The sequence below is a fragment of the Achromobacter sp. ACM05 genome, assembly GCF_019218915.1.
Classification (GTDB): Bacteria; Pseudomonadota; Gammaproteobacteria; order Burkholderiales; family Burkholderiaceae_B; genus Achromobacter; species Achromobacter animicus.
Genome location: NZ_JAHUWQ010000004.1, coordinates 40,509 through 66,255, shown reverse-complemented (window position 1 = coordinate 66,255; position 25,747 = coordinate 40,509). Strand labels below are relative to the sequence as shown.

The following is a 25,747-nucleotide window of genomic DNA, read 5'->3' as shown; positions in this document are numbered from 1 at the left end:
CCGCCACGCCGAAAAGGCCGTGGCGTGCCGCTACCGCTACTTCTATCGACTGCTACTGCTACTTCTACCGACCGCGACCGCTACTGCTGCGGCGCGGCGCTGGCCGGCGAGCCCATCGCCTGGAACAACGCCGCCGTTTCCGTCATGCGGGCGTTGGCGTATTCCAGTTCACGCAGGCGCGCCGCCACGTAATGCTGCTCAGACGCGTACTGCGTGTAAGGCGCCAGCGCACCCAGCCGAACGCGCTTGGCCGTGTTCTGATAGGACAGCTCCGCCGAGCGCCGTGAGGCTTCGGCTGATGCCAGCGCCTGTCCGCCGGCATCCAGCCGTGACAGCGTGTCGGCCACGTCGCGGAACGCGGTCAGCACGGTCTGCTTGTACTGCAACACGGCAGCCTCGTAACGCGCCTTGGCGGCGCTGCGCTCGGCAAGCAACTGCCCGCCGTGGAAGATCGGCTGCGTCAGCGACGCCCCGATGGCCCAGATGGAACCGGCGCCCGACAAGGCATCCGCCCACGCAAACCCGCCCTTGCCCATGGAAGCCGTCAGCGACAGGCTCGGAAAGAGCTGCGCGGTCGCCAGGCCCACGTCCGCCGCGGCCGCCACCAGCGCCGCCTCGGCAACCAGCACGTCCGGGCGGGAAGCCAGGAGTTCCGACGGCACCACCACCGGCACCGTATCGGGCACGGCGATCGTGCTGAAGGCCAGATCCGGCGGCGCCTGATCGGGGCTGCGGCCCAGCAGCACGGCCAGCGCGTGACGCGTCGCATGCCACCGCGCGCGCAGGCCGGGCAGCGATGCCTCCAGCGTGGCGGCATCCTGATCCGCGTCCAGCGCGTCGTTCTGCGACGCCGCGCCCAGTTCGTACCGGCGCTGCGTATCGCGCGCAACCTGCCGCAACAACACCACCTGCTTTTCCGTCAGCGCCACCTGTTCGGCCAGCGAGGCCGAGGTGATCGCTCCCGTGACGATGTTGGCCGCCAGCGATCGGCGCGCGGCTTCCAGCTGATAGGCCTGCTGTTCCACCTGCGCGGCGAGCGACGTGTTGGCAAAGCGCGCTGCGCCAAAGAGGTCCAGGTTGTAGCTGGCCTGCACCTGACCTGTGAAGACGTTGAAGAGCGCAGTGGGCTGCGGCAGGTTGGGCATCGTCAGCGCACGGTTGCGCGTGGCGCTGACGCCCGCGTCCACCGTGGGCAGCAGCGACGAATTGACCTGTCCGCGCAATTGCTCGCGCGCACCGGCCAGATTGCGTTCGGCGGCGGCCAGGTCCGGGCTGTTGGCCAGGCCTTCTTCGACCAGCGCATTCAGCGCGTCGGACTGGTAACGCGTCCACCATTGCGGGACCGGGTGCGCGCCGCGTTCGAAGCGCTGCGCCACGCCCTGCGCGGCGGCGCCGGCGGCAGGGGCGGCCTCGACCCCGTATTGCGCGGGTTCGGCCATCGCGGGCGGCCTGCTGTCCGGCGCAAAAGCGCAGGCGCCCAGCGCCAGCACCAGCGGCAGCGCGGCAAATCGCAGGCACACGGAAGGGATGGAATGTTGCATCGTCAGGCTCCTCGTTCCACCGTGTCGCCCGCGTTGGCGCCGGGCGGCACGCCTTCAGGTTCGTCGCGCTCGTCGTGCTTCACGCGGAACCACGCGGCATACAGGGCCGGCAGGAAGAACAGCGTCAGCACCGTGGCGCTGGTGATGCCGCCCATCAGGGCCGTCGCCATGGGGCCGAAGAAGTTGCTGCGCAACAGCGGAATCAGCGCCAGCACGGCGGCGGCCGCCGTCAGCGTGATCGGCCGGAAGCGCCGGACCGTGGCGCCCACGATGGCGTCCACGCGTTTGTGGCCCGCGCTGATGTCCTGATCGATCTGGTCCACCAGAATGACCGAGTTGCGCATGATGATGCCGAACATGGCAATCACGCCCAGCATCGCGACAAAGCCGAAGGGCTTGCCGAACAGCAGCAGGGCGGCCACCACGCCGATCAGCCCCAGCGGCGCGGTCAGCACCACCATCAGCACGCGGGCGAAGCTTTGCAGCTGCACCATCAGCAGCGTCAGCACGGCCACCGCCATCAGCGGCATCTGCGCATTGATGGAGGTCTGGCCCTTGGCGCTTTCCTCCACCGGGCCGCCGACTTCGATGCGGAAACCGACCGGCAGCTCGGCGCGCAGCGTGTCCAGCTTCTTGTCGATGGCGCGCGTGACGTCGATGCCTTGCGCGCCGCCAATCACGTCGGCCTGGACGGTGATCGTGGGTTGGCGGTCGCGTTCCCAGATGACGCCGTACTCCAGGTCGTACTTCACCTGGCCGATGCTGCCCAGCGGCACGGGACCGTTCGCCGTGGGCATTGCCAGCGTGGCAAGGCGGGCGGGGTCGACGCGCTCTTCGCGCGGGGCGCGCAGGCTGACGTTGATGAGCTTGTCGCGTTCGCGGTACTGCGTCACGGTGTAGCCGGACAGCGTCATCGCCAGGAAGTCGGAAATGTCGCTGGAGCTGATGCCCAGTTCGCGCGCCTTCTGCTGGTCGACTTCGAAGCGGACCGAGCGCTCGGAAGGCTCGTCCCAGTCGAACTGCACGTTAGCCGAACGTGTGTCGGCGCGGACTTCGGCGGCCACCTTTTCGGCCACCGCGCGCACGTCGGGGATCTTGTCGCCGCTGACGCGGAACTGCACCTGATAGCCGACCGGCGGCCCGTTCTCCAGCCGCGACAGGCGGCTGCGGATGGCGGGGAAGTCGCTGCGCAGCATTGGTTCCATCCACTGCGCAAGCTTTTCGCGATCCTCCACCGAATGTGTCGTGATGACGAGCTGGGCGAAGTTGGGCGTGGCCAACTGCTGGTCCAGTGGCAGGTAGAAGCGCGGGGCGCCCGTGCCCACAAAGCTGACCGAATGCGCGATTTCGGGCCGGCCCTCGATCGCCTTTTCCAGACGCTCGACCTGGCGCAGCGTCGCCGCAAACGACGCGCCCTCCTGCAGCCGCACGTCGACCAGCAGCTCGCTGCGGTCCGAGCTCGGAAAGAACTGCTGCGGCACGAACTTGAAGCCCGCCATGGCCACGGCAAAAACAATTACCGTGCCGGTCAGCACCAGAAAGCGGCGGTCCACGCACCACGCCACCCAGCCGCGCAGGCGCTGGTAGAAACGGGTGTTGTAGATGTCGTGTTCGTGGTCGTGCGGCAGATGCGCCTCGCGCTTGCGCTCGGGCAAGAGGCGGTAGCCGAGCAACGGAATCAGCACCACGGCCGCGAACCACGAGGTGATCAGCGCAATGGCGGACACCTGGAAGATCGAGCGCGTGTATTCGCCCGTGGCGGACTTGGCCAGCGCAATCGGCAGAAAGCCCGCCACGGTGACCAGCGTGCCGGTCAGCATCGGAAACGCCGTGCTGGTGTAGGCGAACGCGGCGGCGCGTGTGCGGTTCCAGCCTTGTTCCAGCTTCACCGACATCATCTCGACCGCAATGATGGCGTCGTCCACCAGCAGGCCCAGCGCCAGCACCAGCGTGCCCAGCGACACCTTGTGCAGGCCGATGCCGAACATCTCCATGAACAGCGCCGTGATGGCCAGCACCACGGGGATGGAAATCACCACCACCATGCCCGTGCGCAAGCCCAGCGACACCAGGCTCACGGCCAGCACGATCGCCACGGCTTCCGCGACGGAGCGCAGGAATTCGTCAACCGAATGCGACACCGCCGTGGGCATGCTGGAGACTTCCTTCAGCGTGAGGCCCGCGGGCAGTTGCGCCTGCAATTCCTTGAACTTCGCGTCCAGCGACTTGCCCAGGCGCACCACGTCCTGATTCGGCTGCATGGTGATGCCGATGCCCAGCACGGTTTCTCCGCTGAACCGCATCTGCTGCGCGGGCGGATCGGCATAGCCGCGATGAATGGTGGCGATGTCGCCCAGCCGGATCGACTTGTCGTTCACGCGGATCAGCGTGTCGGCCAGCGCCCGGCTGTTGGGAAACTGCCCCGAAGGCCGCACGAAGATGCGGTCGTCGGCCGTGGTCAGCGTGCCCGCGCCCTGCACGGCGTTCTGGCTGTTGATCGCCTGCGCGATCTGTTGCGGCGAGACGCCCAGCCGGGTGAGCTGCGTGTTCGTGATCTCGATATAGATGTGTTCGGGCTGATCCCCGAAGTAATCCACCTTGGCCACGCCGGGCACGCGCAGCAGCACCGTGCGCAGCTTGTCCGCATAGTCGTGCAGCTGCGCCGGCGAAAAGCCGTCGCCCTGCAAGGTATAGATGTTGGTGTAGACGTCGCCGAACTCGTCATTGAAGAACGGCCCCTGCACGCCTTGCGGCAGCGTGGCCCGCATGTCGCCCACCTTCTTGCGCACCTGGTACCACTGGTCGGCCACCGTGTTGGCGGGCGCCGAGTCCTTCATCGTGTAGAAGATCAGCGATTCGCCGGGCCGCGAGTAGCTGCGCAGGAAGTCCGTATTGGCGGTTTCCTGGAGTTTCTTGGCGATGCGGTCGGTGACCTGCTCCTGCACCTGCTGCGCGGTGGCGCCCGGCCACAGGGTCTGGATCACCATGACACGGAAGGTGAAGGGCGGGTCTTCCGACTGCGCCAGCCGCGAATACGACAGCACGCCGAACAGCGTGACGAGCGTGATAATGAAGATCACCAGCGGCTGATGCCGCAGCGCCCAGGCTGACAGGTTGAACCGGCCTTCCTCGTGGCGATGGGCGTCCTGGCTGGCTTGCTTGCCCCCTTCCTGGCCGGGGGCGCTCATGACGCGAAGTCCTCGGGATGCAGCGGCGGCACCGGGCGAACCTTCTCGCCGGCCGACACCGTGTGCACGCCTTGCCACACCACGCGCTCGCCGGCCTGCAGGCCTTGCGACAGCGTGACGGTGCGCGCGTCGTATCGAAGCACCTGCACGCGACGCAGTTCCAGCGTGTCGGCATCGGGCTTGACGATCCACACCGCGGGCTCTCGGCCTTCATGGAACAGAGCGGTGGCCGGCACGGTAAAGGTGGTCTGCCCGTTGGCCGAGCGGTTGTCGAAGCTGATGTTCGCCGTCATGCCCAGCCGGACTTCGGGCGAGGGCGATTCCAGCGTGAGCTTGGCGCGGTAGGTGCGGCTTTGCGGATCGGCGGCCGGCGCAATCTCGCGCAGCACTGCCGTGAAGGTCTGACCGGGCAACGGACCCAGCGTGACGCTGGCGCGTTGGCCGATTGCCAGTCCCGCCAGCACGCTTTCCGGCACGTCGCACAGTGCGTCGATGTCGCCCGACCAGGCCAGTTGGTAGACCGGGGTGCCCGCCGCCACGTTTTGTCCGGTATCGGCCTGTTCTGCCGTGATGACGCCAGCGTGGTCGGCCGTGAGGGTGGTGTAGTTGAGCTGGTCGGCCGCCAGCGCCGCCTGCTGCGCGGCCTGGTCCCGCTGCGCAAGCGCGGAGGCATAGGCGTTGCGGGTTTGTTCAAGCTGCGTCGCGGCAATCAGGTTTTCACGTGCCTGGGCGCGGTCGCGGTCCAACTGCTGCCGCGCGTAGTCCAGCTGGTGCTGCGCCGCGGACAGCGAGGCGCGCGCCGCCGCGGCGTTCTTGGCCGCGTCGGCCGGATCCAGCTTGGCGAGGACCTGGCCGGGCGCGACGGTGTCGCCCAGCCGCACCTTGCGTTCGATGATCTTGCCGCCCACGCGGAACGACAGCGGCGTGCTGTAGCGGGCCTGGACTTCGCCGGGCAACGTCCAGGCGGGCAGGGCTTCGTCCGCCTGCGCGGGCATGGCGACCACGGGACGCGGCGCCGGGGCGGGCGCCTCCTCGCGGCCGCAGCCGGCCACGGCGGCAGCCAGGGCAAGCACGGCAGACAATGCCATCAGGCGTGTCCGGCGGTGGGGCAGGGAAACGGGAGGTAGCGGCGCTGCATCCGCAGCGGCGTGGCGCGCGGTGGAACGCGCGGCCGGGCCAAGACAATTCACGAAACACCTCGCGGCGCGGAAGAGGGCAGGAAAAGGGCGAGTCGGACTCGATACGGACTGGATTCTAATACAGTCATGTATCCGGATTCAATGTTGAATCTGAAACCGTCGCCGGTGCTAAACTCCGCCCATGTCAAAAGTCCGCCTAACCCGAGAGCAGAGCCGTGACCAGACGCGTCAGCGCCTGCTCGACGCTGCCCAGTCGATTTTTCTGTCCAAGGGGTTCGTGGCGGCCAGCGTCGAAGACATCGCCGAGCAGGCGGGCTATACGCGCGGGGCGTTCTACAGCAACTTCGGCAGCAAGTCCGAACTGTTTCTGCAACTGCTCAAGCGCGACCATGAAAACGTCATGGCCGACATGCGCGCCATCTTCGAAGCCGGCGAGACCCGGCAACAGATGGAAGCGCGCGTGCTCGATTACTACAGCACGCACTATCGCGAAAACGACTGTTTCCTGCTGTGGATGGAAGGCAAGCTGCAGGCCGCGCGCGATCCGGACTTCCGCGTGGGATTCATCGCCTGTCTGCGCGAACTGCGCGCCGCCACCACCGAATACATCCGCCAGTTTTCGGCTCTCGTCGGCACACCGCTGCCGCTGCCGGCCGAGCAGCTTGCGCTGGGCCTCCTGGCTCTGTCCGACGGCATGCAGTTCAGCTATGCCTTCGATCCCCAGGCCGTCACGCCCGAGATGACCGAGGCCGTGCTGGCCGGGTTCTTCCGCCGTGTGGTCTTCGGCGACGCAACGCCCGAATAAGACCGTGGCGCCGATCTGATAACTTCCGATTCCTGACTCAGGTGATTGTCAGCTTGGGTGCGCCCGTGATAGTAATACCGGCGGTGCACCGGTCGTGCTGAGGGGGCCAGCGCCATGTTCCGCGACCCTCGGGCACAAGGAGTGCATCCATGACTTCGGAATCCCGATCCGGCACGACGATCCATCGGCCCGTCTTCTTTTCCGCAGCCCTATTCACCGTGCTGCTCGTCGCCTTCGCCATCATTGCGCCCAAGGCGGCGCAGGACCTCTTCGGCGCGATGCAGGCCTGGATCATCAGCAACGCCAGCTGGTTCTACATCCTGGTCGTCGCGATCATTCTGCTCTCGGTCGCGTTCCTGGCGATCAGCCGGTACGGCGACATCAAGCTGGGCCCGGACCACAGCGAGCCCGATTACCGTAATTTCACCTGGTTCGCCATGCTGTTCTCCGCCGGCATGGGCATCGGGCTGATGTTCTTCGGCGTGGCCGAGCCCGTCATGCACTTCGTGTCGCCACCGGTGGGCGAGGGCGGCACGGTCGAGGCGGCGCGCGAGTCCATGAAGATCACCTTCTTCCATTGGGGCCTGCACGCCTGGGCGATCTACGCGGCGGTGGCGTTGACGCTCGCATTCTTCAGTTTCCGTCACGGGCTGCCGCTCACCCTGCGGTCCGCGCTGTATCCGCTGATTGGCAACCGCATCCATGGCCCGATCGGCCATGCGGTCGACATCTTCGCCATCATCGGCACCGTGCTGGGCGTGGCGACGTCGCTGGGCCTGGGCGTGGCGCAGATGAACAGCGGGCTGAATCACCTGTTCGGCATTCCGGTCGGCGTGGTGCCGCAGATCATCCTGATCGTCATCACCTGCAGCCTGGCGACGATGTCGGTGGCCAGCGGGCTGGACAAGGGCATCCGCATCCTGTCGGAAGCCAACATGGTGCTGGCCGTGATCCTGCTGCTGTTCGTGCTGATCGCCGGCCCCACGGTGTTCCTGTTCCAGACATTTGTGCAGAACACCGGCGCCTACCTGTCCGACATCGTCAACAAGACCTTCAATCTGTACGCCTACGAGCCGACCGATTGGCTGGGCGGCTGGACCCTGTTCTATTGGGGCTGGTGGATCGCGTGGTCGCCGTTCGTGGGTCTGTTCATTGCCCGCATCTCGCGCGGCCGCACCATCCGCGAGTTCGTCTGCGGCGTGCTGCTGGTGCCCGCCGGCTTCACGCTGTTCTGGATGACGGTGTTTGGCGACACGGCCATCTACTACATCCTCGTTGGCGGCGACCAGGGCCTGGCACAGGCGGTGGATAAGGACAGTTCGCTGGCGCTCTTCGCGTTCCTTGAGTTATTGCCCTGGAGCAGCGTGATATCGGTCTTTGCGATTGCAATGGTGGCCGTGTTTTTCGTCACGTCCGCCGACTCCGGAGCGCTGGTCGTGGACCTGCTGGCCTCGGGCGGCGCGGACCGCACGCCGGTGTGGCAGCGGATCTTCTGGTCGCTATCCATGGGGGCGGTGGCTATTGCGCTGCTGCTGGCCGACGGCCTGACCGCGCTGCAGACCGCCACCATCGCCAGCGCGCTGCCGTTCTCGATCATCCTGCTGCTGTCGCTATGGGGGCTGTTCAAGGCGCTCAAGCTTGACGCGACCAAGCGGGGCATCCGCTACCAGTCGCTCACGCTTTCCCGGCCGGCGCGCGGCGGCCAGTCCTGGGAACGCCGCCTGCGCAACATGGTCATGATGCCGCGCCGGGCTCACGTGCTGCGCTTCATCTCGGACGTGGTGCGGCCGGCCCTGGAAGACGTGGCCGATGAATTGCGCAAGCAGGGCTATGCCGTAGAGGTGCGCGAAGACGAAGACGACGGCGGCGCGATCCTGGAAGTCTCGCACGGCGAACATCTGGACTTTTCCTACGCCGTCCAGCCGCAGGCCTTCGTGCGGCCCAGCCTGACGCCAGACGAGGCGGCCGACGAAGACGAGCGCAAGTATTTCCGCGCAGAAGTCCATCTGCGCGAAGGCGGCCAGGACTACGACATCATGGGCTGGAGCCGCGACGCGGTGATCGGCGACATCCTGGATCAATACGAGCGGCATCGCCATTACCTGCACATGGTGCGCGGGTGAGCCGATTGCGCTGATCCACCCGTTCCGTTTTTTCCCTTTGGCCACGCGCATCGCGTGGCCTTTTTTTCGCCCATAGGCCGCCGCTATCCCCTTCATTGCTTTCGCTGCTTTGACGAATCCCCGCGATTCGTGGATTATCCAAGCAAATTCTTGTTTAAATAAAAAGTGAGCGAAAAATGAAGGCGAAGGCAGGAGCTTGGGCGGTTGTCGCCCTGGCCGTGGCGGCGGTGGCCGGCGGGGCGATGTACTGGAAATCCAAAGCGGCAACGCAGGGCGGCGGATGGTCGATGCCGCCTGCCAAGGTCGCCGTGGCCGCCGCAGTGCAGGCGGATTTTCCGGTCGTCCTGGCCGGCATCGGCTCGCTGGAGGCCACGCGCCAGGTGCTGGTTCCCGCAGAGGTGGACGGTCGCGTCGCGCAGATCCTGTTCACGCCGGGCGAGTCCGTGAAGGCCGGGCAGTTGCTCGTGCAGTTGAATGACGCGCCCGAGCAGGGCGAGCTGGCGCGGCTGCAAGCGCAGGCGCGCAACGCGCGGGCCTTGCTGGACCGCACGCGCCGGCTGGTGCCGCTGCAGGCCGCAACGCGCGAACAGCTCGATCAGGCGCAGGCCGACCATGAGCAGGCCGCTGCCGACGTGCGGCGCGTGCAGGCGCTGATCGACCAGAAACGCATCAAGGCGCCGTTCGATGGGGTGCTGGGCGTGCGCCGCGTGAACCTGGGCCAGTTTGCCCGCGCTGGCGATCCGCTGGTGTCGCTGACGGATGCGTCCTCCGTGTACGCCAACCTCACGCTGCCCGAACAGGCGCTGGGCACGCTGCGCGTGGGCCAGCCGGTGGCTGTGACGGTGGACGCCCACGCCGGCCGTGCGTTTCAGGGCAAGGTCACGACCGTGGAGCCCCAGGTTGACCCGGGCACGCGCACGGTCCGCGTGCAGGCGCTGCTGGCCAATCCGGACGGCGCGCTGTCCGCCGGCATGTATGCGCAGGCCAGGATCAGCCTGCCCGACCGCCCGAACGTCATCACCGTGCCGGAGACGGCCGTGAGCTACAGCGCCTATGGCGATTCGGTGTATGTCGTGGCCGCGCCGGAATCCGGCACGGCCGGCGCGGCGCCCACCGTCCGCCAGGCCTATGTGAAGACCGGCGAACGCCTGCGGGGCCGCGTGGTGGTGACCGAAGGGCTCAAGGCCGGCGACCAGGTCGTCACGTCGGGCCAACTGCGCCTGCATAACGGCGCCGCCGTCGAAATCCTGCCGAACGACACCGTCGCGCTGACCGCGCCGGGGCAGACCGTGGCGCAAGCCCGGTAAGGCACGGAGGCTCCCATGAAGTTCACCGATCTTTTCGTGCGCCGCCCCGTGCTGGCGCTGGTAGTCAGCACGCTCATTCTGCTGCTGGGCATCAAGGCGCTGAGCGGGCTGCCGGTCCGGCAGTACCCGCTGACCGAAAGCACCACCATCACCATCACCACGCAGTACCCGGGCGCCTCGCCCGACCTGATGCAGGGCTTCGTGACCCAGCCGATCGCGCAGTCCGTCGCCACGGTCGAAGGCATCGATTACCTGTCGTCGTCGTCCACGCAGGGCCGCAGCGTGATTACCGTGCGGATGAAGCTGAACGCCGACTCCAACAAGGCCATGACCGAAGTGATGGCCAAGGTCAACGAGGTCAAGTACCGCCTGCCGCAGGACGTCTACGATCCGGTGCTGGTCAAGTCCGCGGGTGAGGCGACGGCCGTGGCCTACGTGGGCTTTTCCAGCACGAATCTGTCGCTGGCCGCGCTGACCGACTACCTGTCGCGCGTGGTGCAGCCGCAGCTCTCGTCCATCGACGGCGTCGCAAGTGTCGAGCTGTACGGCGGGCAGAAGCTGGCGATGCGCGTGTGGCTGGACCCGGACCGCATGGCGGCGCGCGGCATTTCCGCCGGCGAACTGGCCGACGCGCTGCGCCAGAACAACGTGCAGGCGGCGCCCGGACAGGCAAAGGGCCTGTACGTGGTGTCCAACATCCAGGTCAACACCGATCTCGTCAATGTGGCCGAATTCCGCGACCTGGTCATCAAGCAGGAGGGCGGCGCCATTGTCCGGCTGGGCGACGTGGCCACGGTGGAACTGGGCGCGGCGTCCACGGATTCAAGCGGTCTGATGGACGGCGAACCGGCCGTGTACTTCGGCCTGAACGCCACGCCCGTCGGCAATCCGCTGGTCATCGTGAAGCGCCTGAACGACCTGTTGCCCAACATCAAGCAGAATCTGCCGCCCGGCACCAGCGTGCAGGTGCCGTTCGAGCTGGCCCGCTTCATCAGCGCGTCCATCGACGGCGTGACGCAGACGCTGCTGGAGGCCATTGTCATTGTGGTGGCGGTGATCTTCCTGTGCCTGGGCTCGCTGCGCGCGGTGCTGATTCCGGTGGTGACCATACCGCTGTCGATGCTGGGCGGCGCGGCCATCATGGCCCTGTTCGGGTTCAGCGTGAACCTCTTGACGTTGCTGGCGATGGTGCTGGCCATCGGGCTGGTGGTGGATGACGCCATCGTCGTGGTCGAGAACGTGCACCGCCATATTGAAGAGGGCAAGTCGCCCGTGCGCGCGGCGCTGATCGGCGCGCGGGAGGTCGCGGGGCCGGTGATCGCCATGACCATCACGCTGGCGGCGGTCTATGCGCCGATCGGGCTGATGGGCGGACTGACCGGCTCGCTCTTCAAGGAGTTCGCATTCACGCTGGCCGGCGCGGTGGTGGTGTCGGGCGTGATCGCGCTGACGCTGTCGCCGGTGATGAGCTCGTTTCTCTTGAACGGCCGGGTGGCCGACGGCTGGATGGCCCGCAAGGCGGAACACTTCTTCGGCCGCTTGGGCGACGCCTATGGCCGCGTGCTGGACGTGTCGCTGCATCATCGCTGGGTCACCGGCGTGCTGGCGGTGGCCGTATTGGCCAGCCTGCCGTTCCTGTACAACGCCGCGCAGCAGGAACTGGCGCCGGTCGAGGACCAGTCCACGGTGCTCACCGCCATCAAGTCGCCGCAGCAGGCCAACATCGACTACGTCGAGAAGTTCGGCAAGAAGTGGGACGACGTCATGAAGACGCTGCCCGAGCAGAACGGACGCTGGCTGATCAATGGTTCCGACGGCGTGTCCAACAGCATCGGCGGCGTGAACTTTGTTGACTGGCAGGACCGCAAGCGCTCGGCCGACGAGATCCAGGCCGACATGCAGGCGATGGCGAATGGCGTGGAAGGCAGCAACATCTTCGCGTTCCAGCTGCCGTCCTTGCCCGGCTCCACCGGCGGGCTGCCCGTGCAGATGGTGCTGATGAGCGCGTCGGACTATGCCGTGGTCTATGACGCCATGGAGAGCCTGAAGAAGGCCGCGCGCGAAAGCGGCCTTTTCATGGTGGTGGACAGCGACCTGGACTACAACAATCCGGTTGTGCAGTTGAAGGTGGACCGCAGCAAGGCGAACAGCCTGGGCGTCACCATGAAGGCCATCGGCGACACGCTGGCGGTGCTGGTGGGCGAAAACTACGTCAACCGCTTCGGCATGGACGGGCGTTCGTATGACGTCATTCCGCAAAGCCTGCGCGAGCAGCGCATCTCGCCGCAGGCGCTGGCGCAATACCACGTGAAGAGCGCCTCGGGCGCGCAGGTGCCGCTGTCCAATCTGGTGTCGGTATCGATGGGCGTGGAGCCCAACAAGCTCACGCAGTTCAACCAGTTGAACGCCGCCACGTTCCAGGCCATTCCCATGCCGGGCGTCACCATGGGCGACGCGGTGCGGTTCCTGACGCGTGAGGCGCAATCGCTGCCGGCAGGCTTCAGCTACGACTGGCAGTCCGACGCGCGCCAGTTCACGCAGGAAGGCTCGGCGCTGATGATCACCTTCATCTTTGCCATCATCGTCATCTACCTGGTGTTGGCCGCGCAGTACGAAAGCCTGCGCGATCCGTTCATCATCCTGGTGAGCGTGCCCATGTCGATCTGCGGCGCGCTGATTCCGCTGGCGCTGGGCATGGCCACCGTCAACATCTACACGCAGATCGGGCTGGTGACGCTGATCGGGCTGATCAGCAAACACGGCATCCTGATGGTGGAGTTTGCCAACGAAATGCAGGTCAGCCACGGGCTGGACCGGCGGGCCGCGATGGAGCAGGCCGCCCGCATCCGCCTGCGTCCCATCCTGATGACCACGGCCGCCATGGTCATGGGGCTGATCCCGCTGCTGTTCGCCACCGGCGCCGGCGCGCACAGCCGCTACAGCCTGGGGCTGGTCATCGTGGTGGGCCTGCTGGTCGGCACGCTGTTCACGCTGTTCGTGCTGCCCACCGTCTACACCGTGTTTGCCCGCGATCACCGGGCGGCCAACGACACGCCGCGTGCCCGTGAACTGGCGCAGGCTGACGCCGAGGACGCGCGCGCCGCGGCCTCGCATTGAGGAATCGAACATGAATAAGCTGCACCGCTATCCCCGGCTGAGCCGCAGTGCCGTCGTGCTGCTGGTTGCCCTGGCCTTGGCCGGCTGCGCCGTCGGGCCGGATTACCAACAGCCGAACCCGGCGCCCGTCGTCCTGGCCAGCCCCGAACAGGCGCTCTTTTCCACCGACCAGGTCCAGCGCGACTGGTGGAAGCAATTGCAGGACCCGCAGCTCGATCGGCTGATCGACATGGCGCTCGCCCGCAACCTGGATATCCGCATCGCCCAGGCGCGCCTTGCCGAATCGCGCGCGGTACTGGACGAAAAGGAACTGGACAAACTGCCCGCCGTGACCCTGGGCGGCGGTTACGCGCGCAGCCTGTCGCAGGCGAACCCCGGCGTCGCCGGCCAGCGCAATCTGGCCGAAAGCTATCGCGCGGGCTTCGACGCGACCTGGGAGCTGGATCTGTTTGGCCGGCTGCGCCGCGCGGCCGAGGGCGCGGCTGCCCGCAGCGAGGCGCAGGCGGCCGACCTGGCGCAGGCGCGCATCGTGGTCGCGGCCGAGGTCGCGCGCAACTATTTCGAGCTGCGCGGCGCCGAGCAGCGGCTGGCCGTGGCGCGCGCCAACCTCGCCAGCCAAGAGGACAGCCTGCGCGTAACTCAGGCCATGGTGTCGGCTGGCCGCGGCGACGAGGGCGACCTGGCCAGCGCGCGGGCGGAGCTGGAGACCGTGCAGGCCAGCATCCCTGTGCAGGAGACCGCGCGCCGGCTGGCGCTGTACCGGATCGCGGTGCTGGCGGCCCTGCGCCCGGTGGAACTGGGTGCGCTGGATGCTGCGACGCCGCTCGCGCCGTTGACGGCGTGGCTGCCCATCGGCGATGTGGGCGCCTTGCTGTCGCGGCGTCCGGACGTGCTGGCCGCCGAACGCAACCTGGCCGCCGCCAATGCCGACGTGGGCGTGGCCACGGCCGAGCTCTACCCGCGCATCGACCTGGGCGGATTCCTGGGATTCGTCGCGCTACGCGGCGCGGACTTCGGCTCGGCGGCCAGCCGCGGGTTCAGCGTGGCGGCCGACGCCGGCTGGCCCGCCTTCCATCTGCCCACGGCGCTGGCCCGCAAGCGCGGCGCCCAGGCGCGCCTGGAAGGCGAGGCGGCGCGCTACGAGCAGGCGGTGCTGCGGGCGGTGCAGGAGGTGGAGGAGGCCCTGGCCGAGTACGGGCAGACGCAGCAGCGCCTGGGCAGCCTGGCGCAGGCCGCCGCGCACAGCGGACGGGCCGCGGAACTGGCCCGGCTGCGGTACCGCGAAGGCAGCACGCCTTATTTGACCGTGCTGGACGCGCAGCGTACGCTTTTGCGCGCCCAGGACGCCGTGGCCGTCGCCGAAGCCGAGTCCTACACGCGCCTCATTGCGCTATACAAGGCGCTGGGGGGCGGATGGCAGGCCCAGCCCGCTGCTGCGGTGGCGGCGGTTTTCCCCGCGCCGGCTGACCCGGGCGAGCCGTCCGTGGCACCATAGGAACCTTCTTCCGGAGCATCGATACCTCTCATGTCTGACAGCTTGTCCCACCCGGCCGCCGCGACACCGCACCAGCCTGCGGACCGCGTGCTCATGACCCTGAAGACGCGCGGACCGCAATCCATCGCGGTCATCGCGCGCGCCATGGACGTGACGGCCGAGGCGGTGCGCCAGCAGATGACGCGCCTGCATGCCGACGGGCTGGTCGACTTCGAAAGCCAAAGCGCGGGCCGCGGCCGGCCCACCCAGATCTGGTTCCTGACCCAGGCCGGTCATGGGCGCTTCCCGGACACGCACGCCGAGATGACGGTGCAGATGATCGCGGCCGTGCGCCAGGTGTTCGGCGATGACGGCATCGACAAGCTGGTGCAGGTGCGCGAAGGCGCCATGCTCAATGTCTACCAGCAGGCCATGCAGGACGCGCCGGACTTGAAGACGCGGCTCGCGCGCCTGGTCGACGTGCGCAGCGCCGAGGGCTACATGGCGGAACTGCGTGAAGACGGCGCGGATTTCGTCTTCATCGAGAACCACTGCCCCATCTGTTTCGCGGCCAAGGCCTGTATGGGCTTTTGCCGCAGCGAGCTGGAACTCTTCCGCAAGGTGCTGGGCGAGGGCGTGCAGGTCGACCGCGAAGAACACATCCTGGCCGGCGCGCGGCGCTGCGCCTACCGCGTCAGCCAGCGGCCATGACGCTCAAGCAGCTCGAGGCCTTCTACTGGGCCGCCACCTGCGCCAGTTTTGCCGTGGCGGCCGAGCGGCTGCATCTGTCGGTGTCTTCGCTGTCCAAGCGCATCACGGAACTGGAAGAGGGGCTGGGCCAGCCGCTCTTTGACCGCAGCGGCCACAAGGCCGTGCTGACCGACGCGGGCCAGCGCCTGCTGCCGCAAGCGCGCGGGCTGCTTGCCACGGCCGACCAGATCCGCGCCTCCATGATCGAAATGCCGGGTCTGCGCGGCCGTTGCCGCTTCGGCGTCGGCGAGCTGACGGCGTTGACCTGGCTGCCGGGGTTGATACGCGCCGTGCGCGCAGCCTACCCGGAGCTGGTGCTGGAGCCGTACGTGGACATCGGCCAGGTGCTGGAACAGCGCGTCGCGGATGGCGAGCTGGATTTTGCCGTGATCGCCGGCCGGTCTTCCCGCGCCGGCATTGCGTCATCGCCCATCGGCGAGGCGCACTTCTCCTGGGTCGCCGCGCCCTCGGTGCTGCAACCGGCCGACACCGGCATGACGATGGCCTTGCTGGCCAGGCTGCCGCTCGTCACGCTGCCCGAAGGCGCGGGCACCACGCGCATCATCGACGACTGGCTTGGCGGACGCGAATCCGCGGGCGAGCGCCTGTGCTGCAACAACTGGGGCGCCATCGTCGGGCTGCTGATCGAGGGCACGGGCGTGGGGTTGCTGCCCAGCCATTGGGCCGAAAAGCTCCAGGCCGAAGGCAGCCTGCGCGTCCTGCACGGCGAGCCCGAACTGGCCGCCTTGCCCTACGCCTTCCAGTACCGGCGCGACGACGCCCGGCCGCTGGTCGCCATGCTGCGCGACACGGTCGCCGCGTCGGCCGATTTCTCGGCCCCTTGCCGCCTGCCCTGAGCCATTCGTCCGCAAGGCGGCCGCCACGGGCGTATAGTGGGCGGCGCGTCACCCGCCGGTCTATACAATCGCCGCGCGCCTGGCGCAGAATCCAACAACAAACAGCGTGCGCACAAGGGGGATGGGCCCGGCGATGCGGCGCGTCCCGGGGTCTGTTGCTCCCAGCCAGGCGGTGCCTCCGCGCACGAGACGACAGATCCTGACGGAATCGACGGAGATCATTCATGCGTAAACTTTGCCTCGCCATGGCCATGGCGGGAATGCTGGCCACCGGATTGGCGAACGCCCAGTCCACGCTGCGTATCGGGCTGCAGGACGACCCGGACGTGCTGGACCCGGCGCGCGCCCGCACCTTTGTCGGCCGCATCGTGTTCGCCTCGTTGTGCGACAGGCTGGTCGACATCACCCCCGATCTGAAGATCGTGCCGCAGCTTGCGCAATCCTGGACCGTCGGCCCGGACAACAAGACGCTGACCTTCAAGCTGCGCACGGATGCCGTGTTTCACGATGGCACCCCCATCAACGCCGCCGCCGTCAAGGCCAACCTCGACCGCGCCCGCACGCTGCCCGACAGCAACCGCAAGAGCGAGCTGGCCACCGTTGCCAGCGTGGACGCGCCCGACGAGCACACCGTGGTGCTGAACCTGTCGGAGCCGGACGCCTCGCTGCTGTCGCAGCTGTCCGACCGCGCCGGCATGATGATTTCGCCCGCCAGCTTCGACAAGGACCCCGGCGGCAAGCCCGTGTGCTCGGGCCCGTACCAATTCAAGGAGCGCGTGCAGAACGATCGCATCGTGCTCGAGAAATTCCCCAAGTACTGGGATGCGGCCAATTACCACTTCGACCGCCTCGTCTACACGCCGATTCCGGACAACACCGTGCGCCTGAACAACCTGCGCGCCGGCGATCTGGACATCATCGAACGCGTGGCGCCCAGCGACGCCAAGGCCGTCAAGGATGACGCCAGCCTGCGTCTGGCGCCGGTCACGGGCCTGGGCTTCCAGTCCATCTCCGTGAACCTCGCCAACGGCGCGCGCGCCGATCATCCACTTGCCAAGGACAAGCGCGTGCGGCAGGCGCTGGATCTGGCCATCGATCGCGACGTCCTGAACCAGGTGATCGGCGAAGGCATGTTCCAGCCCGCCCACCAGCCGTTCCCGCCCGCCAGCTTTGCGTACAACAAATCCTTCGATCGCCCGGGCCGCGACCCCAAGAAGGCGCAGGCGCTGCTGAAGGAAGCCGGCTACGACCGCGTAAAGGTCGAAATCACCTTCGGCAACAACACCACCATGCAGCAGGTCTTTGAACTGGTGCAGGCCATGGGCGCCGAAGCCGGCTTCGATATCTCGCTGCGCCCAGTCGAGTTCGCCTCGCTGCAATCCTCGCTGGCCCGCGGCGACTTCCAGATTGGCCAGAGCGGCTGGTCGGGCCGGGTCGATCCCAGCGGCAACATCCACCAGTACCTGAGTTGCAAGGGCAACCTGAACGACGGCAAATTCTGCGACCCCGCCGTCGACAAGCTGCTCAACGACGCCCGCGCCGAAGCCGACACGACCAAGCGCCGCGCCATGTACGACCAGGTCCTGGCCGCGATGCAGGACCAGCGTCCGATCATCTACCTGTTCTACCTGCCGTGGACGTTCGGCGTGCAGGCCAAGGTGGACGGCTTCGTCCCGTACCCCGACGGTCTGATCCGCCTGAAGGGTGTAAAGAAATAAGCCCACCCCGTACCCGCTGACGCGGGCCCCCTCAAGGGGGCGACACTAGCGGACCGGCAGAGCCGGATCCGCGGTGTCCCGGATGGCGTCACTTGCTGCTGTGGGGCGTCTCGGTGTCAGACACCCGAATCGGTCTTACATCCCAACATCAGGACCCACCATGTTTACGACTCGCCCGGAAATCCTCGGCACCTTCGGTGTCGTGACGTCCACCCATTGGCTGGCCAGCTCGGCCGGCATGTCGCTGCTGGAGCGCGGCGGCAATGCGTTCGATGCCTGCGTCGCCTCGGCGTTCGTGCTGCAGGTGGTCGAACCCCATCTGGTCGGCCCGGCCGGCGAAGTGCCGGCCGTGTTCTATTCGGCCCGCACCGGCAAGGTCGAGGTCTTGTGCGGGCAGGGCACCACGCCCGCCGCGGCCACGCTGGAACGCTATCGCGCCGAAGGCCTGAAGCTCATTCCCGGCAACGGCCTGCTCGCCACCGTGATCCCCGGCGCGTTCGATGCCTGGATGCTGCTGCTGCGCGACCACGGCACGATGCGCGTGCGGGACGTGCTCGAACCCGCCATCTATTACGCGGAACAAGGCCATGCGCTGATGCCGCGCATCTCCAACACCATTGCCGGCCTGAAAGACTTCTTCGAAACCCACTGGCCGACGACCGCCCAGGTCTACGTGCCGGGCGGGCAGGTGCCGCAGGCCCGCAAGCTGTTCCGCAATCCGGCATTGGCCCGCACCTGGACCCGCGTGCTGCAAGCCGCCGAAGGCGCCGGCGCCGACCGCGAGCGCCAGATCGAGGCCGCGCGCGACGCGTTCTACCGTGGTTTCATCGCCGACGAAATCGACCGCTTCGCCCGCAACACCGACGTCATGGACGAAAGCGGCGCCACCCACCGCGGCGTCATCACGGCCGACGACCTGGCCGGCTGGTCCGCCAGCTACGACGAACCGCTGACCTACGACTATCACGGCTACACGGTCGCCAAGGCCGGCGCCTGGAGCCAGGGGCCGGTCTTCCTGCAGACACTCGCCATCCTGAAAGACATGGACTTGGCGGGCGTCAGTCCCACCAGCGCCGAGTTCATCCACCGGGTGACCGAGGCCATGAAGCTCGCCTTTGCCGACCGCGAAGCCTATTACGGCGACCCGGCCTTTATCGACGTGCCGCTCGCCCATCTGCTTTCCGACGCGTACAACGCCGAGCGCCGCCAACTGATCGGGGAGGGCGCGTCGCACGACCTGCTGCCCGGCCAGGTGCCCGGCTTGGAGGCGCAGGTCGCGCGCGTCATGGACACGCTCGAGCGCCTGTCGCCCGTCACCGCGCCCGGCAGCGCCACGAACGAACCGACCCTTGCCGATATGCGCGCGTCGGCCAAGCGCGGCGACACCACACACGTGGACGTGATCGACCGCTGGGGCAACATGATCTCGGCCACGCCGTCCGGCGGCTGGTTCCAGTCCTCGCCGGTCATTCCGGAGTTGGGCTTCGGCCTGAACACCCGCGCTCAGATGTTCTGGCTGGAAGAAGGCCTGCCCGGCACGCTGGCGCCGGGCAAGCGCCCGCGCACCACGCTGACCCCGTCGCTCGCGCTGCGCGATGGCAAGCCGTACCTGGCCTTCGGCACGCCGGGCGGCGACCAGCAGGAACAATGGCAACTGCTGTTCTTCCTGCGACACGTGCACCACGGCCTGAATCTGCAGGAAGCCATCGACCTGCCCATGTCGCACACCATGCACTTTCCCACGTCCTTCTACCCGCGCGACCGCAAACCCGGTCATCTGGCGCTGGAGGCCAGCTTCGGCGCCGAGGTCATTGCGGCGCTGCGCCAGCGCGGCCACCAGATCGAAGAACTGCCCGAGTGGTCGGTCGGCCGGCTGACCGCCGCTTCGCGTGACGCGGACGGACTGCTGCATGCGGCCGCCACCCCGCGCCTGATGCAGGCGTACGCCGTCGGCCGTTGAACGGACGGCGCACGCTTTCTTACAAAGCGTGCGCCGTGCGGCGTCTTGCGGCGGTTTACCCGCTTAGGGTATGTTTGTCGCATGACGCCATCCGAGCAGAGCCCGGCAACAGCGGCTCGACCCCTCACGGGAAAAGAACCCTTATTCATCGTCCTCAATAAAGGATCGGGGCGCGGCGACGCGCAGGTCTTGCAGGACACCATACGGACAATCCTCGACAAGGCCGGGCGGCGCTACGAACTCATGCCGGTCGGCGATCCGTCGCGGCTGACGGACGTGGCGCGCCAGGCGGTCAAGCGCGCCCAGGACGAGCAGGGCGTCGTCATCGCCGCGGGCGGCGACGGCACGCTCAATGCCGTTGCGTCCACGGTGCTGGGACAGGGCGTGCCGTTCGGCATCCTGCCACAAGGCACCTTCAACTACTTCGGCCGCACCTACGGCATTTCGCAAGAAACCGAGGTGGCGCTGCGCGGCTTCCTGCAAGGCACCATCCGGCCCGTTCAGGTCGGCCTGCTGAACGGCCGACTGTTTCTCGTCAACGCCAGCCTCGGCCTGTATCCGCAACTGCTCGAAGACCGCGAGGCCTACAAGCAACGCTACGGGCGCAGGCGCTGGGTTGCGCTGTGGTCAGGCCTGGTCACGCTCTGGCGCCAACCGCGCCAGCTGGGGTTGCAGCTCGAATTCGAGGGCAAGTCGCGCAGTCTGCGGTCGCCGACGCTCGTCGTGGGCAACAACAAGCTGCAACTGGAACACATCGGCATCGAGAACGACGAGCTCGATCGCAACCGGCTGATCGCCATGGCGGCGCGGCCAGTGGGCACGCTGGCCCTCTACGGCCTGCTGGTGCGCGGCCTGCTCAGCCGGATGGGCGACGCCGAGAACGTCATCAGCTTCGCCTTCGACAAGCTGACGGTCGGTGTACGCGGGCGCCGCCGGGTCAAGGTGGCGATGGACGGCGAGATATCCTGGATGGACACGCCGCTTGAATTCAAGGTGGCGAGCGATCGCCTGCCCCTGGTGGTGCCGGCGGACCCCGAGCTTCTGGACCGCTCATGACGCGGATCCTGCATTTGTCGGACACCCATTTCGGCACGGAGCGCAAGGCGGTCGTCGAAGCCGTGCTGGACCTGGCGCGGCAGTTGTCGCCCGATCTGGTGGTGCTCAGCGGCGACATCACCCAGCGTGCGCGCCGCAGCCAGTTCGCCGCCGCGCGCCGGTTCATCGAGCGTCTGGCGCTGCCCGTGCTGGCGGTGCCCGGCAATCACGACATCCCGCTGTACAACGTATTCGCACGCGCCCTCAATCCCTACGGCAACTACAAGCGCGCGCTGGGGCCGATCCTCGAGCCCGTGTTCGAAAACGACGGCGTGCTCGCCATCGGGGTGAACACCACGCGGCCAAAACGCCACAAGGATGGCGAGATCTCCGATGCCCAGATCGCTCGCGTCGCCCAGCGGCTGCGGCAGGCCCGGCCGGGCCAGTTGCGCCTCGTCGTGGCGCACCACCCGGTGCGCGCCAAGGTCGAATCGGACCTGTCCAATCTGCTGATCGGCCGGGAGCGTGCGCTGTCGGCCTGGGCCCAGGCGGGTGTCGACCTGGTGCTGGGCGGTCATATACACTTGCCCTACGTGCTGCCGCTGACCGCGCCCACCGGACCGGCCGGCTGGATCGTCCAGGCCGGGACGACCTGCTCGCACCGGGTGCGGGGCACCGTGCCCAACTCGCTGGGCGTGATCACCCGCTCTGAAGAGGAAGGCCAGCAGGTCTGCCACGTCGAGCGGTGGGATTACGCGGCGGGCGCGCATGCCTTCGCGCCGGTCGACAAGACGCTGGTCTCGTTGTAGCAGGGGGCGCGGCCCCCACGCACCTTTCTTTTTGATGGCGCATACATGACCGATGTCTACGCGGCATGGGCCGCAGCCCATGCCCTCTCTTTGTTTGTCGCGCTGCCGCTGGTCGCGGGCGGCGTGGCGCTGCTCTTCATGCGCTGCCACGGCCGCCTGTCCGGCAACGGCCGTGCCGCGCTCTTCGCCGCGACGGCGGGCATTTCCTTTGCGTTGTTTCTGGCGCTGGCCCTGGCCGTCGAAAGCCGCGGGACGATCGTGGCGTTCGACAGCGCGCTCGCCAATGCGCTCAGCATGTCCATGTCGACGTCCATGCTTTGGTTGCTGTCCTGGATCACGTACCTAGGTGACCGCAACCTGCTCACGGTCGTCGCCGTGTTGATGACGATTGCGCTGCTATGGCGCGGGTCGTGGCAGCTCGCGCTCTTCTGCGCGGTCGCGACAGGCCTGAACGGCGCGCTGAACTGGCTGTTCAAGCACACGTTCGAGCGCGTGCGCCCCGACCACGATCACGGCTACGCCATGGCGACCGGCTGGAGCTTCCCCAGCGGCCACTCGTCGGCGGCAATGGCTGTGTACGGCACGGCCTGCTACCTGATGTGGCGATTCGCGCCACCCGCGTGGCGTCTGCCCTGCGTGGCGTTCATGGCCGCGCTCATCATGGCCATCGGTCTCAGCCGCATCCTGCTGCAGGTGCATTTTGCGAGCGATGTCGTAGCCGGGTTCGCGGTCAGCCTGGGATGGCTGGTCCTGTGCGTGGCGGCCGTCGAACGGCTGCACGTGTCAGGCAGGACGGTTCAGCGCGTCCAGTAGGCGCGCCTCGATGCCGTCCGCGGCGGGCGCCTGCATTGGCGCGCAGGTGTAGCGCCCGCCCGCGCAGGTGATGGCGCGGTCAAGCTGCCGCATCCGGTCGGCGGGTGGCGGGTCCAGATCGATGATCAGCTTGCCGGCAATGGGCGCAGTGACCTGTCCGTCGCTGAAGCGCTCCAGCGTGCGATCGATCTCGCGCTCCCGGGGCAGGGCCAGCACGATGGTGTCTGACTCCGCCAGGGCTTCGCGCGCCGAGGTTGCCAGCGTCGCGTTGCCGCGGAAATCTTCGCACCGCTCCGCCTCGATGTCATAGAGGGTCAGCGCAATGTCGGGCTCGGCGGCCAGCAGCCGCCGCGCGGCCATCGTGCCGATCCTGCCCATGCCGACGATGCTGACGCGCGGGCTCATGGCTTGGGCACCGACCACGTGCTCACGATATGCGCGACCGGCTCGTCCGAGCCTTCGCCGGTCAGCACGACTTCGCCCGCGGAAAGCCTGCCCACCTTGAGCAGCCGGGCATGCGCATGGATGGCGCCTGCCGGACTTTTGCGCAGGAAATTGATGGTCAGGCTGGCCGTGACCGCGTGGGCCTGCCCGGTGGCGCCCACGACTGCCGCATACATGGCCAGGTCGGCCAGTCCCATCAGCATCGGTCCGGCAACAATGCCGCCCAGCCGCTGGTGCGCGTCGCGGGCGGGCAACACGGCGTGCGCCGTGCCGTGGCCGATGTGCAGCACATCGATCCCCAGCAGCATCGAGAACGGATGCTGGTCGGCAAGCAGCACGTGAAAGTCGGCAAGGCTGATCTGCGGCGCGCGCGCATCGGCGGCGAGGGCGGTTGCGGTCATCGTTGTTCCAGGGCGTGGCAATAGTTGTCCAGCAGCGCATCGGCCTGCTGGCCCAGCGACTTGAGGCGGCGGGTGTGCACCAGCAGCAACAGTCCCATCAAATAGGTGAACACGTTCATCTGCTCGGCCTGAACGGTCTCGTCCCGCCAGCCTTTTGTGCGCGACAGCGCCTGGCCGATCAGATCGATGCATTGCCGCAACCGGCCATTGAGCTTTTCGTCCATGTCCCGGCCGAGCCCCCGCGGGCCCAGTCCCTGGAACAGATACATCCCCAGCGAAAAATCCGTGCGCCGCTGCGCGTAGTAGGCAAAAAACGCCCCTATCACGCCGCGCGCGGCCGACTGCGGCGTCTCGGCATCGCCCGCCTGCGCCAGATGCGCGTGCAGCCGTTGCAGCGATCCGTCCAGCAGTTCCCCGTAAAGCGCCTCCTTGCCCGCGAACCAGGGATAAATGGCGCCCGTCGTGCAACCAGCCTCTTTGGCGATGGCCCGGATCGTCGTCTTTTCCAGACCATCCCGCTCGAACACGCGCTGCGCGGCGTCCAGGATGATCTGCCTGCGCAGGGCGCTCAGGCGTTCGTTGCGGTCGGCTCGAGGGGAAGGGGTGGACATGGCGCTCAGCGGCTATACGGTGCCATCGATCATATCGACGATTTTTATTAATAACAACGTTATTAGCGCCGCTCGTGATTACGATGATCTTCAGTGCCGGCATCATCCCGGCCGCTCCGGTTTAGCGCTGCATGGCTGCCGGAGCCGCGAAGAAAGTAGCGTGACGAATGGGTTTTGGAATTGCCCGGAAAATTGGGGGCAGGGCCGAAAGTCGCATGGTTGCGCGCTCGGGCAGTTCGGTAAGGGAAAGCCCTAGCGTTGCGCGGCGAGCATCAGCGGGATGTTGCAACTTCCCAACAAGCCTGTCGCAAACCTGCACTTTTCTGATGCCGACCATAGCCAGTCCCCCCGATTTTTGATGCAATAGCGTCAACTTCCCTTCGCGGAGTTAGGGGGGCGGCAGGCTGGTTTGCTGGATTGCTGCTCTTGTCACTCAAATCAACGGAGATTTCTTAAATGAAAAAGACTCTGCTCGCTGCCGCCCTGCTCGCCGGTTTCGCCGGTGTCGCCCAGGCAGAAACGTCTGTCACCCTGTACGGCATCATCGACACGGGCCTCGGCTACAACCGTATCAGCGGTGTTAGCGACGCCGTCAACGGCAGCCGCTTCGGCATGATCAACGGCGTCCAAAACGGTTCGCGCTGGGGTCTGCGTGGTTCGGAAGATCTGGGTGACGGCCTGCGCGCTGTTTTCCAACTGGAATCGGGCTTTGATTCGGGCAACGGCCGTTCGGCTCAAGGTGGCCGTCTGTTCGGTCGTCAAGCCACCGTCGGTCTGGCCAGCGACAGCTGGGGCCAACTGGACTTCGGTCGTCAAACCAACATCGCTTCGAAGTACTTCGGTTCGATCGATCCGTTCGGCGCTGGCTTCGGTCAAGCTAACATCGGTACCGGTCTGAGCGCCGCTAACACGCAGCGCTACGACAACATGGTCATGTACCAAACCCCGTCGTTCAGCGGCTTCCAATTCGGCGCCGGCTACTCGTTCAGCGCCGACGACACGAAGACGACCGAAACCGGCTTCAAGACCGCCGACAACACCCGCGCCATCACCGCTGGTCTGCGCTACGTCAACGGCCCGTTGAACGTCGCTCTGTCGTACGACCAACTGAACGCCTCGAACCGTCTGACGACCGAAGCTACCGACGCTACCCCGCGTTCGTACATGATCGGTGGTTCGTATGACTTCGAAGTGGTCAAGCTGGCCCTGGTCTACGGCCGCACCACCGACGGCTGGTTCGCTGGCCCCGGCGTGAACGGCAACTCGATCCTGTCGGCAACCGCCAGCGGCATCAGCAACGTGTTTGCTGACGGCTTCAAGGCCAACTCCTACCTGGTCGGCCTGTCGGCCCCCATCGGTGGCGCTTCGAACGTCTTCGGTTCGTGGCAGCGTGTTGACCCGTCGAACGACAAGCTGACGGGCGACGATGCCAACATGAACATCTACTCGCTGGGCTACACCTACGACCTGTCCAAGCGTACCAACCTGTACGCCTACGGTTCGTACGCCACCAACTACGCCTTCCTGGACGACGTCAAGTCGACCGCCGTCGGCATCGGTGTGCGTCACCGCTTCTAATCCAATGCAGGGCGCAAGCCCTGTGTGGATTTAAAGCAAAAGCGAACGGGCCTCGGCCCGTTCGCATGAACCACCCT

General features: G+C 67.0%; 19 protein-coding genes. 13 read left to right on the top strand and 6 right to left on the bottom strand.

Annotated features, from left to right (window positions below):
- Positions 1-80: 80 nt before the first annotated feature.
- The 3 genes from KW836_RS22515 to KW836_RS22505 are packed head-to-tail and all read right to left on the bottom strand — an operon-like array spanning position 81 to position 5,817.
- Positions 81-1,541, bottom strand: a complete 1,461-nt coding sequence (locus KW836_RS22515; protein ID WP_218344821.1) for an efflux transporter outer membrane subunit — start codon at positions 1,539-1,541, stop codon at positions 81-83.
- A gap of 2 nt (positions 1,542-1,543) precedes the next feature.
- Entirely contained in the window at positions 1,544-4,729 is a 3,186-nt protein-coding gene (locus KW836_RS22510) for an efflux RND transporter permease subunit (RefSeq protein WP_218344820.1), read from the bottom strand.
- Complete coding sequence (locus KW836_RS22505) at positions 4,726-5,817, bottom strand: efflux RND transporter periplasmic adaptor subunit (protein ID WP_218344819.1); 1,092 nt, start codon at positions 5,815-5,817, stop codon at positions 4,726-4,728. Before KW836_RS22505 ends, KW836_RS22510 begins: the two co-directional genes overlap by 4 nt.
- 232 nt (positions 5,818-6,049) lie before the next feature.
- On the opposite strand from KW836_RS22505, the gene KW836_RS22500 reads away from it, so the two are divergent.
- From KW836_RS22500 to KW836_RS22445, 12 genes are all read left to right on the top strand, one after another.
- Positions 6,050-6,673 (top strand): TetR/AcrR family transcriptional regulator, encoded by a 624-nt coding sequence (locus KW836_RS22500; protein ID WP_175137294.1) that lies wholly within the window; start codon positions 6,050-6,052, stop codon positions 6,671-6,673.
- 149 nt (positions 6,674-6,822) lie between these two features.
- On the top strand, positions 6,823-8,796 hold the full coding sequence (locus KW836_RS22495) for a choline BCCT transporter BetT (protein WP_175137295.1): 1,974 nt from the start codon (positions 6,823-6,825) through the stop codon (positions 8,794-8,796).
- Positions 8,797-8,972: 176 nt separating this feature from the next.
- Positions 8,973-10,103 carry an efflux RND transporter periplasmic adaptor subunit gene (locus tag KW836_RS22490; protein ID WP_218344818.1) on the top strand — a complete coding sequence of 377 codons (1,131 nt, stop codon included), beginning with the start codon at positions 8,973-8,975 and terminating at the stop codon, positions 10,101-10,103.
- Positions 10,104-10,118: 15 nt separating this feature from the next.
- Complete coding sequence (locus tag KW836_RS22485) at positions 10,119-13,220, top strand: MexW/MexI family multidrug efflux RND transporter permease subunit (RefSeq protein ID WP_218344817.1); 3,102 nt, start codon at positions 10,119-10,121, stop codon at positions 13,218-13,220.
- A gap of 10 nt (positions 13,221-13,230) precedes the next feature.
- Entirely contained in the window at positions 13,231-14,715 is a 1,485-nt protein-coding gene (locus tag KW836_RS22480; protein WP_218344816.1) for an efflux transporter outer membrane subunit, read from the top strand.
- 30 nt (positions 14,716-14,745) lie between these two features.
- Positions 14,746-15,405, top strand: a complete 660-nt coding sequence (locus tag KW836_RS22475) for a metalloregulator ArsR/SmtB family transcription factor (RefSeq protein ID WP_175123027.1) — start codon at positions 14,746-14,748, stop codon at positions 15,403-15,405.
- Positions 15,402-16,301 carry a LysR family transcriptional regulator gene (locus tag KW836_RS22470; protein WP_218344815.1) on the top strand — a complete coding sequence of 300 codons (900 nt, stop codon included), beginning with the start codon at positions 15,402-15,404 and terminating at the stop codon, positions 16,299-16,301. The genes KW836_RS22475 and KW836_RS22470 overlap by 4 nt, the downstream gene beginning before the upstream one ends.
- A gap of 224 nt (positions 16,302-16,525) precedes the next feature.
- On the top strand, positions 16,526-18,019 hold the full coding sequence (locus KW836_RS22465; protein WP_175123025.1) for an ABC transporter substrate-binding protein: 1,494 nt from the start codon (positions 16,526-16,528) through the stop codon (positions 18,017-18,019).
- A gap of 160 nt (positions 18,020-18,179) precedes the next feature.
- On the top strand, positions 18,180-19,979 hold the full coding sequence (locus KW836_RS22460; protein ID WP_218344814.1) for a gamma-glutamyltransferase family protein: 1,800 nt from the start codon (positions 18,180-18,182) through the stop codon (positions 19,977-19,979).
- A gap of 81 nt (positions 19,980-20,060) precedes the next feature.
- Positions 20,061-21,035 carry a diacylglycerol kinase family protein gene (locus KW836_RS22455; RefSeq protein ID WP_218344813.1) on the top strand — a complete coding sequence of 325 codons (975 nt, stop codon included), beginning with the start codon at positions 20,061-20,063 and terminating at the stop codon, positions 21,033-21,035.
- Positions 21,032-21,823, top strand: coding sequence for a metallophosphoesterase (locus KW836_RS22450; protein WP_175123022.1), 792 nt, complete (start codon positions 21,032-21,034; stop codon positions 21,821-21,823). The genes KW836_RS22455 and KW836_RS22450 overlap by 4 nt, the downstream gene beginning before the upstream one ends.
- Positions 21,824-21,868: 45 nt before the next feature.
- A complete protein-coding gene (locus KW836_RS22445) occupies positions 21,869-22,636 on the top strand; it encodes a phosphatase PAP2 family protein (protein WP_175137303.1) in 768 nt (255 codons plus the stop codon).
- Here the strand turns inward: KW836_RS22445 and KW836_RS22440 are convergent.
- From KW836_RS22440 to KW836_RS22430, 3 genes are read right to left on the bottom strand one after another with little or no spacing between them, the layout of a single operon-like run.
- Positions 22,607-23,041 (bottom strand): NAD(P)-binding domain-containing protein, encoded by a 435-nt coding sequence (locus KW836_RS22440; RefSeq protein ID WP_175137304.1) that lies wholly within the window; start codon positions 23,039-23,041, stop codon positions 22,607-22,609. The genes KW836_RS22445 and KW836_RS22440 overlap by 30 nt on opposite strands.
- Positions 23,038-23,481 (bottom strand): PaaI family thioesterase, encoded by a 444-nt coding sequence (locus tag KW836_RS22435; RefSeq protein WP_218344812.1) that lies wholly within the window; start codon positions 23,479-23,481, stop codon positions 23,038-23,040. Before KW836_RS22435 ends, KW836_RS22440 begins: the two co-directional genes overlap by 4 nt.
- Entirely contained in the window at positions 23,478-24,092 is a 615-nt protein-coding gene (locus KW836_RS22430; protein WP_175137305.1) for a TetR/AcrR family transcriptional regulator, read from the bottom strand. The genes KW836_RS22435 and KW836_RS22430 overlap by 4 nt, the downstream gene beginning before the upstream one ends.
- A 456-nt stretch (positions 24,093-24,548) precedes the next feature.
- Here KW836_RS22430 and KW836_RS22425 point away from each other — a divergent pair, with 456 nt between their 5' ends.
- The gene (locus KW836_RS22425; protein ID WP_175184214.1) at positions 24,549-25,670 is read left to right on the top strand and encodes a porin; all 1,122 of its coding nucleotides are present in this window, start codon (positions 24,549-24,551) and stop codon (positions 25,668-25,670) included.
- The last annotated feature ends 77 nt before the right edge of the window (positions 25,671-25,747 follow it).